9 protein-coding genes and 2 pseudogenes are annotated in these 9,877 nt (G+C 50.9%); 5 read left to right on the top strand and 6 right to left on the bottom strand.

Features of this window, described 5'->3' with window-relative positions:
* Positions 1–298: 298 nt before the first annotated feature.
* Complete coding sequence (locus BN874_RS22550) at positions 299–1,261, top strand: transposase family protein (RefSeq protein ID WP_051497712.1); 963 nt, start codon at positions 299–301, stop codon at positions 1,259–1,261.
* Here BN874_RS22550 and BN874_RS24465 read toward each other — a convergent pair.
* The 6 genes and pseudogenes from BN874_RS24465 to BN874_RS10795 form a co-directional block, all read right to left on the bottom strand.
* The gene (locus BN874_RS24465; protein WP_154724868.1) at positions 1,244–2,011 is read right to left on the bottom strand and encodes a hypothetical protein; all 768 of its coding nucleotides are present in this window, start codon (positions 2,009–2,011) and stop codon (positions 1,244–1,246) included. The genes BN874_RS22550 and BN874_RS24465 overlap by 18 nt on opposite strands.
* Before the next feature lie 61 nt (positions 2,012–2,072).
* Positions 2,073–2,306: pseudogene (locus tag BN874_RS10810) on the bottom strand (IS110 family transposase); the annotation flags it as partial.
* A 238-nt stretch (positions 2,307–2,544) separates the two neighbouring features.
* Positions 2,545–2,793: a hypothetical protein gene (locus BN874_RS26410; protein ID WP_420886122.1), complete on the bottom strand. Its 249-nt coding sequence runs from the start codon at positions 2,791–2,793 to the stop codon at positions 2,545–2,547.
* Between the two features lie 62 nt (positions 2,794–2,855).
* Positions 2,856–3,944, bottom strand: coding sequence for an ATP-binding protein (locus BN874_RS10805; protein WP_420886121.1), 1,089 nt, complete (start codon positions 3,942–3,944; stop codon positions 2,856–2,858).
* Positions 3,945–3,955: 11 nt separating this feature from the next.
* Positions 3,956–5,305, bottom strand: coding sequence for a sigma-70 family RNA polymerase sigma factor (locus BN874_RS10800; protein ID WP_051497710.1), 1,350 nt, complete (start codon positions 5,303–5,305; stop codon positions 3,956–3,958).
* Between the two features lie 112 nt (positions 5,306–5,417).
* A pseudogene (locus BN874_RS10795) lies at positions 5,418–6,029 on the bottom strand (PfkB family carbohydrate kinase); the annotation flags it as partial.
* Positions 6,030–6,104: 75 nt separating this feature from the next.
* On the opposite strand from BN874_RS10795, the gene BN874_RS10790 reads away from it, so the two are divergent.
* From BN874_RS10790 to BN874_RS10775, 4 genes are all read left to right on the top strand, one after another.
* Complete coding sequence (locus BN874_RS10790) at positions 6,105–6,434, top strand: type II toxin-antitoxin system RelE/ParE family toxin (protein WP_034433077.1); 330 nt, start codon at positions 6,105–6,107, stop codon at positions 6,432–6,434.
* Positions 6,427–6,717, top strand: a complete 291-nt coding sequence (locus tag BN874_RS10785; RefSeq protein WP_034433074.1) for a helix-turn-helix domain-containing protein — start codon at positions 6,427–6,429, stop codon at positions 6,715–6,717. The genes BN874_RS10790 and BN874_RS10785 overlap by 8 nt, the downstream gene beginning before the upstream one ends.
* Positions 6,718–7,272: 555 nt before the next feature.
* Complete coding sequence (locus BN874_RS10780) at positions 7,273–7,875, top strand: PEP-CTERM sorting domain-containing protein (RefSeq protein ID WP_195912168.1); 603 nt, start codon at positions 7,273–7,275, stop codon at positions 7,873–7,875.
* Between the two features lie 79 nt (positions 7,876–7,954).
* Positions 7,955–9,538, top strand: a complete 1,584-nt coding sequence (locus tag BN874_RS10775; RefSeq protein ID WP_154724867.1) for a carboxypeptidase-like regulatory domain-containing protein — start codon at positions 7,955–7,957, stop codon at positions 9,536–9,538.
* Positions 9,539–9,877 lie beyond the last annotated feature (339 nt).

Genomic DNA, 9,877 nt, shown 5'->3' with positions numbered 1-9,877 from the left:
TGCTTAAAATAGAGAGTTCACTGTCATTGTTTCTAGTCTTTTTAGTTAACTTAACAATAATTAAACGTGCATCATAAATTTCACCATAACACGATTTTAAACTGACTTTCTGTTCATAAATGGTTCCCATCTCATTTTCAGTAATAAATCTTTAGAGTTGTCCATAAATAGTTTTACTCTTATACATCAATATGTTATAGTAAACTTCAATTTTTCGTTTCCTTATAATTCAACAACTTAGAATCAACAATTTTAGGTTCTAATCTTTATTGGCCTTGAATTTTGGAGAAAAATACGAATGACCCCGCCTTTTATTAATGTTTCAGAAGTCTTGACTGATGATCGCCAATTACGATCTTTAATTGGTCTGGGTCGGGATGATTTCGAAAAACTCTCAAACGAATTTACCTCCTGTCTAAACAAGGATCGGCGTAAAAACCGTACCGGAAACCCTAAAAAGTATCGCCAAAGAAAAGTAGGCGGTGGACGCAAACCCGCGCTCGGCCCACCGGAAAATCAGTTGTTTTTTATCTTGTTTTATCTCAAAAACTATCCGACTTATGACGTGCTGGCTTTCACATTCGGCCTCAGTCGCGCGGGCGCGTTTCAGTCGGTGCAGCGTTTGTTGCCCGTCTTAAAACAAACGCAAAAGAATCTGCACGTCTTACCCAAACGCACGACGGACGATCCCCAAGAACTCTTGCAACTCATTGAAAGCGTTGATCGAGTCTTGATCGATGCCACCGAAAGACCTCTTCAACGTCCCCAGAAACCCGCCCGACAAAAAAAGCATTATAGTGGAAAAAAAGGCTTTCATACCGTCAAAAACACAACGGTTTCTGATACGAACAAGCGGGTCTTGATCCTCGGTAAAACTGTCCCTGGAAGTCAGCATGATTACTCATTATTTAAAGAAGAATTTGACCAAAAAACGGATTGGTTTGCATCGACAAAGGCCTCTACTGATCTCGGCTATCAAGGCATCAAGACCGATTATTTATCTCCTGAAAATATCGACATTCCTCATAAAAAACCACGCCCGTCAAAACAAAATCCCGATCCTCAATTAACCCGCCAGCAAAAGCGAGAGAATCGCCGGATCGGACGGGTTCGTGTCTCGGTGGAACATGCAATCGGTGGCATGAAAACTTTTCGTGTCTTGACCATACGGCTGAGAAACCATTTGAAGTCTTTAGCGGATGACTTTATCTTTGCGGCTGCTGGCCTCTGGAACCTAAAAAATTCATTTGTTGTTCAATAGGTTAGTCAGAGTTATTGATAAACAACTCTTTTCTTTACCGAGGATACGCATAGGCATTTGCTGATGTTTGCGAATAACAAATACTGCTTTTTTATTAGCGATGTTAAAAAGGAAATCTTGTGTACAAAAATTACGGTCGGCAATCCATAAATCTTTTTCTTCAATTGTTTCTGATACTTTATTCAGTAAAAGTCTTTCTTGTGCATGACCGTCTTCACAAGGAAATATATTCATGGCAAGTTCAGTTTGTGGATCAAAAACAACTAAAGACTTACCGGGTAATGCGGCTGATTTTGTAGTGCGTAATACTTCAATACGGTGTTCGCTGGCTTCGATGCAGTTTCCATCGAGTAACTTTGTGCGATAACCCAATAAAAACGCCGGATTTTCGGCATTCATCCCTTTAATTAAAGTAGCGGCTTCCATTCCAATATGTCTCACTAATTCAGCAGAAGTTGATGTGTCTATTCCGTTGATTTTATTGTATAAAGATGTTAGTGATACGTTAATATAATCCGATTTTCTATAAGCAACATGAACGGTTTTTCTAATTTGACAAACTACTTCAAACATAATAGCAACGACTGATGAAAAGAGTAAATTTCGAGTATATTGTATTCCATTATTACTCTCAAACCATTCATTTAGTCTCTCTGCATTTAATAAATATTCCAGTAATCCTTGAACCATTACTGTTACTGGACTTTTATTAACAAACTTCTGTAAAATACTACTAAATTCTGTGTTCATAACAAAATATGTTGATCCTGTGATTAAAAAATAGAGCCATTTTACTCATAAAATCACCTTGAAAGGGCTGGGCCATCAACTTCACCTCATGCCCCAACCGGGTCAACTCCCGTGCCCAGTAGTGAGAACCACCGCCCGCTTCCAGGCCAATCAGACAAACCGGCACATTGGCAAAGAACGTTGTGACTTGGTCCCGCTTCAGGGTCTTCCGGAGAACCACCTTGCCGAGTTCATCGACCCCGTGAACCTGGAACACCTGCTTGGCAATATCCAGCCCGATTCGTGTCGCGTTCATGATCAATCTCCTCACTGTCGATGGAAATGCGTTATTTCCAGTTTGGCACCACTACTGCCGTTGGGAGAGGGGGAGTCCATGTCATTAGATCAGAAACGTGCGTTGCGGTTTCAGGACCGTGGACATTTTTTGTAAAACAGCGTCTATTAGGAGCATGGGAACCTTCGGATTGGATTTAAAATGTCGTTTTGGTAAGCAACATTTTACCCTACCGAAGGTTCCTTTTCATATCAATCAGCTAGATAAAACTGTCCGAAGTATTGTTCCTGAACATCACCTCCAGAACGGCCACAACCTCGGTCGGCGCTTCGCCCACGAAGCCGGTACGCGGGACTTCCTTGCCTTCGGTGGTATCCAGCCAGATGCGCTGCACCGGCACGGTTTCCTCGATCACCCGCAACATGGCGCGGATTTGCGGAAGCAGCGGCCCGGCACTTTCGAGAACGGCTTTGACGGCTGGATGCTCTTCGCTGATTCGATAGCGCATACCTCCATGGCTCTGTTCAGTCTGCCAGGCTTCGATGAGGGGTTCTTTCCCGCCCACCTGGACTATCCGCCCCCGGTGGGCAAAGACCCGTCGCGCCCGCTGGCGAATATCCTCGGCAAGATTAAGCAACTGTTTACGCAGCGCGACCGGCGGGCGGGCTGTCGACTTGCGAATGTCAATTTTCCAGTCGGCATCAGCGCTGTTGGGGATGTCAATGCGGATCCGCGCCAGCCGATGGGCTTCCTCGCGTGTCCAACTGCGTCCCTGGCCCAGTCCCAGCCAGCCGCCTGCGACCAGCAGCCGGGCATTGCGGTAGACGTAGAAGCCCTGTTGCAAGGTCCAGCCTTCCGGCCCGCCGGCTGGTTCGTAAGCTCCTGACTCCAGCCGATCAGGTGTGGGAGTACATGGCCTTGAACTTCAATCAGGGCTGCCGCACTTCGGTAGCGCTGCACGGGTGAAGACCAAGTGGCGGGATGGTCGATCAGAAACGGATCCCACGGGCGGATCGGGCGGTCATTGATCAGAATCCGCAGCCTGGGACGTGAGCCTTCAAGGTAGCGGTGAAATACCATGGACAGGTGTTGTTCGACCCGATCCATCAGGTCGAGAAAGTTCTGTTCGCTGAACCCCTGCGTGATGATCCGATCCAGAATCTCCCATAACACCAGGGTTCCCTGCGGTTGTTCGTCCAGAATCCGAAGGTACTCGACCGAACCCTCGGCAGCCTCTTCCAGCAGATACCAGCCATCATCAGAACGCCGGGCAATCTCGTCCAGATCCCAGCGCAGGCAGTGAGTTTGCCCACCCCGACGACTGGCGACGGTCAGCCGCCGGCATTGTGACAGCGAAGCTGTTTTCAGGCCCAGTCCAAACCGGCCCAAATCGTCAGCAGCGCGAGTATCCAAGGGATTGCGCTCACCCAGCCGCATTGCCCGGTCCAGTCCGCTGGCGTCCATGCCGACGCCATCGTCGAGAATGTGTATGGCGCTGGCCGATTCCGCCCACACAAAATGGAGATGGACGGTTGCAGCCCGTGCGGCGATGCTGTTGTCAATGACATCGGCTAAGGCGGTAGCGGTGGAGTAGCCCAGCCCACGGAGGGCTTCCAGCATCGCACTAGCTTTGGGGGGCGCATGTCGGGATCGGGTCATATCGGATTGAGTCATGGCGACAGGAAATTACGCAACAGGTTTGAACGATTGGGATGAGCCAGTTTTTTTAGTGCCTTGGCTTCGATTTGGCGGATGCGCTCACGGGTCACGCCGAACTGCTGGCCGATTTCTTCCAAGGTCTGTTCTGACGGCAGGTCAATGCCAAAACGTCGGCAGATAATTTCCGACTCTCTGGGTTTGAGATCACCCAGCATTTGGCGAATGCTCTTTCCCAAGCAGTCGTTGACCGCTGCCTGTTCCAGCGATACGGTCTGCAAGTCCTCCAGCCGGTCAGCAAGACTTGCATCTCCCCTGTCATGGTCAATCGGTGTTTCGATTGAAATCGGTTCCTTGACGACTTTCAGAACCTTACACACCCGGTCCTCGGGCATTTCCACCCGTATGGATAGCTCCTTCGGGGTAGGTTCTCGTCCGGCTTCCTGCCACATCTGCCGGGAAATCCGGTCCAGTTTGTTGATGTTCTCAATCATGTGAACTGGGACGCGGATAGTGCGGGCCTGATCGGCAATGGCGCGGGTAATTGCCTGGCGAATCCACCACGTCGCATAGGTCGAGAATTTGTAGCCACGCTGGTATTCAAATTTGTCCACTGCCTTCATCAGGCCAATATTCCCTTCCTGAATCAGGTCCATAAAGTCCAAACCCCGGTGGGTGTACTTCTTGGCGATAGAAATCACCAACCGCAGATTGGCCGTAATCATTTCATGCTGGGCGTGGCGGGCCTTCGCGTCACTGCTTGACAGTCGATGGCTGATATCTTTGATAAATTCAATCGGAAGATGGGTTTCCCGCTCAATGGCCGCCCGTTCCTGCTGTAGATGCAGGTCATTCCGGTCGGAGTTGCACGTCTCCAGGGCATGAATGCGTTTAGCCATGCCATACACTTGGGCAATCAACCGGTTCAGGGTCTTCAGCGCAATGCGGAATTGCAGGAAACACTCGCTTAATTGCTGGCGCAGTGCCTGTGTCTTGGAATTCAGGAGGCCGTTTTTATCAATACTGGAAAGGGTCTGCTGGTACAGGGAGCGCAACTCTGTAAAGTGGCGGGTGATGTCCTCAGGATTGAGGGTGTTTTCAGCAGCAGATGATGTCCTGTCTTCGTCATCGTCATCGTCTTCATCTTCGTTGTCGAAGGCTGGCACCTTGTCACCGGCGACTACGGCATCCGGATCATCAGCGGTCAGCAGTAATTCAACATCGAGCAAGGGCGGCGCAATATCTTCGACATCCTTGAAACCACTGATTACATCGGTCAACAGACTACCGTTCTCACAGGCCAAATCATAAAGTCGCAGCAGTTCACTAATGGTCAGCAGATAATCGGCCAGAACCAGCAACACTTGACTGACGCTTTCCTCAATGTGCCGGGCAACCTGAATTTCTTCCCCGGCAGTTAGCAGATTAAAATCATTCAGATCAAGTAGATAGCAACAAACAGGCTCTATGCGCTGATCCAGCCACCGTTTCAAATTCGGCCAGATTGGGCGTCAGCAGGGTTGCGCCCCGGTAGCGATCAAAGTCGCGGCCCTTGGGGTCTACCAGCACCGGGCGGCCAACGGCGCGGGCGGCGGCGATCAGAGCCTCGATCCGGCGTAGCGCCCCCTTCTGGTAATCGGACAGCACCACCACATTGCAATCCGGCAACGACGCCGTGAAGCGTTCATGCAGCGCAGCCGGTTCAAAATCGGGGAAACCGTCCTCAAAATCCAGCCGCAGCAACTGCTGATTGCGGCTCAGCACCCGCAATTTGGCAATCGTGGCCTGTCCCGGCAGCCGGATCAGATCGCTGGCGATGCCTAACCGATGCAGTTTGGCCTCCAGCAGCGAGGCGGCTTCATCAGCGCCCGCAACGCCCAGCACCCGGACCTGACCGCCGAGCGTGGCGATGTTGACCGCCACGTTGGCCGCGCCGCCGGGTCGTTCCTCGACCTCTTCGACCTTGACTATCGGCACCGGCGCTTCCGGCGAGATGCGCGAGCTGGGACCGTGCCAATAGCGGTCCAGCATGACGTCGCCGGCGATCAGAATCCGGGCCTGCTCAAAACGGGGAATCTGCGGTTTCATCGATGGATTTCGAGCGGTTTTGCGAAGGCAGCATGATAGCATGGCAATAAAATACGGCCTGACGCGATGTGCAAAATGAACTGGACTGTTGAAACGCTTGACGCCGTTGTAGATGCAGAGATGGCTGCTTTACCCGCCGATATGCGGGCGCGATTCTCCAGGATCTCCACGCTGATCGAGGTGGCTGGACTAGACCATGTGCGAGAACCCCACATCAAACATCTGGAAGGGCGACTTTGGGAAATGCGGTTGAGAGGCAAGGATGGCATATCACGGGCGCTGTATGTGACGGCCCAAGCACAGCGCGTGGTGGTGGTGCGGGTGTTTGTAAAGAAAACCGAGAAGACGCCACGCCGGGAAATCGAGCTTGCCTTGAGGCGAGCACAGGAGGTGGAGGATGACTAAAGTTCGTGATTTACACGCGGACTGGATAAAAGACCCCGAGTATCGGGAGGAGTACGAACGATTAGGACCGGAGTTTGATCTCGCCCTCGCGCTCATCAAAGCCCGGACCCAGGCCGGGTTGACTCAGGAACAACTCGCCGCGCGAATGAAAACCACCCAATCGGTGGTCGCACGGCTGGAAGGGGGGCGCGGGCAGCCTTCCACTCGGACGCTGGAGAAAGTGGCCAAAGCCACAGGGATGCGACTGAAGATCAGTTTTGAGCTTGACGAGTCTGCTGTTTGACCCGGATTTGTGCGACAAGCCCTGCTCCTCGCATTCGCGAGGCGGGGCTTCTTCGGGGTAGGGAGAATGTCGTCAATGATAGCTAACGATCAATCTGCGCGTAGAACCGATGTTGTCAGGAAATTTTACAGTCACTTTTTGGCGCAATGATTTTTGCTTTCCGTTATTTCCACGCCAGCGCCAATCCTGTAACCCTCTGAAAAGGCTGGATACCTGCTTTCGTGGGTATGACCACATAAGGTTTGTTGGCGAAAGTCTTGGAGCGTAGAGGGCCAGTTCAGCGGATTTGGAGGGAAAACGGTTTGTCGCGGGCTTCCCGGTTGTCAGGAAATTTTACACCGATTTTTGCGTCTCATGGATGGGATTTGTTATTAAAAATATGATTTATAAAATAAATTAGTGTTTTCAACTGCTTTTTAGGCAACAAAGTTGTCAGCTTTTTTTACAACTCTGAGTATTTTGGTCAGGTATTATTTCTTTATTATTCAAGAAGATAAATAGTTGGTTTTTTTTTGCATGTTTTTCATACGGTACTTCTTAAAGAGGATCATCCTTATGAAATTCATGCAGGTTAAGAAATCTAAGTGGGTAAAGGGGTTCTCCCTCGCCCTGATCATGGGTGGCGGACTGTGGATGCCTACCGCTCAGGCCATCTCTATTCAGTATCAACTCACTTCCTTAGGCGGCGATGCCTACCGTTATGACTACACCGTGGCGAATGATGGATCGCTTGGAAGCGGGGTTTCCTTAAAACTCTTTGACATTCTGTTTGACCCTGCTCTCTACGATGAAACCTTGCTCACTCCGGTTTCTTCTGCCTCTATTACCGCCGACTGGACCGAAACCATTTTCGCTTCAGCACCGGGTGTTCCCACGGCTTACGATGTCTCGGCTAATACCAGTGGCCTGGCCGGTGGAGCGAGCCTTAGCGGCTTTGCAGTCAAGTTCACCTGGCTGGGCGGCGCCTCACTGCCGGGCGCGCAATCGTTTGAAGTCTACGATCCTGATAACAACTTCGAGTTATTGGAAACTGGGGGTCAGACGACACTCGCTGGCGCAGTGCCTTCTCCCACCGTCCCAGAGCCACCGATGATCGGATTGCTGGCGTGGGGCCTACTCGCGTTGCTGGTTCGTCGGCGGCGGTCGTCTGTGCAATAAGCAACCTTTCAACAAATCACCCGTTTCTACCACTTCACCGTTTAATTAGGGGGATGTCACTATGCGTAGGTTAACCACAATGAGGTTTTCCGTCGCCACGCTGTTTTTATTGCTGATCATAGCGGTCGTGTTGCAAAACATCGCGTCGGCCACTGCGGCAGCCAGCTTGACGATAGGCAGTAATTACAGTCTGGTCAGCAGCAAGCGAATCAGCAGCACCGTGTACGAGTATGTGTACCGGGCGCAATTGACCAATAGCGGGGCTGCTGCCAATAACGTAGCAGCAACTCTGACTTCCACACCCCAAGGGGTCACTATTGTTGATGGTGCCTTGAGCTTCGGCAATGTGGCGGCGGGAGCGGTGGTCAGTAGCAGCGACACCTTCACGGTGCGGCATGATCGGCAATATCCCTTCAATGCCAATGCGTTGGCGTGGTCGACTACATTCGATCCTACTTTTGCGATATCGGGATACGTCACTACTGCGCAAGGCGTCACTGTCACAGTGTATGGCCCGCAAACCAAGAGTACAGTAACCGATGCGGGTGGCGTGTTTTCGCTGGAAGGGCTACTACCGGGCCAGTATACGGTCAGCCCTATGCAGCCGGGATCTGTATTTACTCCAGTCCGGCAGACCGTGACTTTGATTAACCAGGATATTACCGGACTGGTCTTCGTTCCCCAAGTGCCTGAGGAGACACTTAGCGACGAGGACATAGAACGCATCGCTGCGACTCCATCGATTTTTATACCCGAGGATCAAGTCATTCTCCCGAATGGAATATCATTACGTGATTACCTCTTGATGAGAGGCATCACCATCACGCCGGGTAACAGCGCAATCGCATCCGCATCAACTCATCGAAGTATACAACTTGGCAGGGCCATTGCCCAAAGTACACTTCCACCAACAGCCGATCCCCAACAAAAGAAGAACGATGTAATCGCTGCGATGCTGGCTCAAGCGCGACTTTATGCGTGTGGAAAAGACAATCCACCTTGTACTACTTGGGATCACGATGCAGAAAAGGATGAGCAAGGGAATGACCTACCCAATAAGCCAGCGCAAAAGGGTTTGACCTATGTGTACGGCGGTAAGGACCACACTGTCAGGACGCTTCCCACCGATAACTGCACTGAAATGACTTATGGTTTGGACTGTTCCGGCTTTATCCATCATGTTGCCAAAAGTGTCGGTATCGGTGTGATAGAAGGGGGTGTGAGTAAGCAACGCCCGCCGGAGGCTTGGGCTATCCCCTCGGCATGGCAGCTAGAGATGAAAAGTATAACCGTAACAGATGGCAGCAACATTGAGACGGGTGATATCTTAGTGTGGCCTAGTCATATTGGCATTGCGCAACGTTCGGACAACTTCATCTCGTCTGCGGGTGCCCCGAACAGGTGCGCCACAAACATCAATGGATCAAGTGGCCCAAAATCGTACCAGATTAAAGGCTTCTCCGGTCCTAATCCGACTTCGATACTTCGTCTTGTTGTTAAAACTCCTCCTCCTCCTGCTCATGGAGGAACGTGTGGTGGCGGATTTTGCCCACTCGACTACCCGTTCTGCTCCTCATTTTCTAGGTGGTGGGGCGACGGCAGCGTATACTGGATGTGTTTGAATAGCCAGAAGAATTTCGGTGTTTATCCCAGTCCAAATTAAAATTGGGGCCTGCTCAAAACGGGGAATGTGCGGTTTGATTGATGGATTTCAGGCCGTTTCGCCAAAATAGCGTGATAGCATGGCGAAAAAGCACGGTAGGGCGGGTTAGCCCCAGCGTAACCCGCCTTTCGGGAACTCTTCCACTCCTTCCATAACTCCCGACCTTGAGCAGGTCGCCGACAATCAGAATCCGGGCCTGTTTGAAACGGGGAATGTACGGTTTGAGCGATGGATTGCAGGCTGTTTTGCAGGGGTAGCATGGTAGCATTAGGACAAAACCCAATAGTGTTCGGCACACTTATTGGGTAGACAAAATGATGTCTCGATGTTCATCAGTCA

Source organism: Candidatus Contendobacter odensis Run_B_J11 (assembly GCF_000531125.1).
Taxonomy (GTDB): Bacteria; Pseudomonadota; Gammaproteobacteria; order Competibacterales; family Competibacteraceae; genus Contendibacter; species Contendibacter odensensis.
The sequence above is the reverse complement of the archived record's forward strand: the minus strand, read 5'-3'. Positions and strand labels throughout refer to the sequence as shown.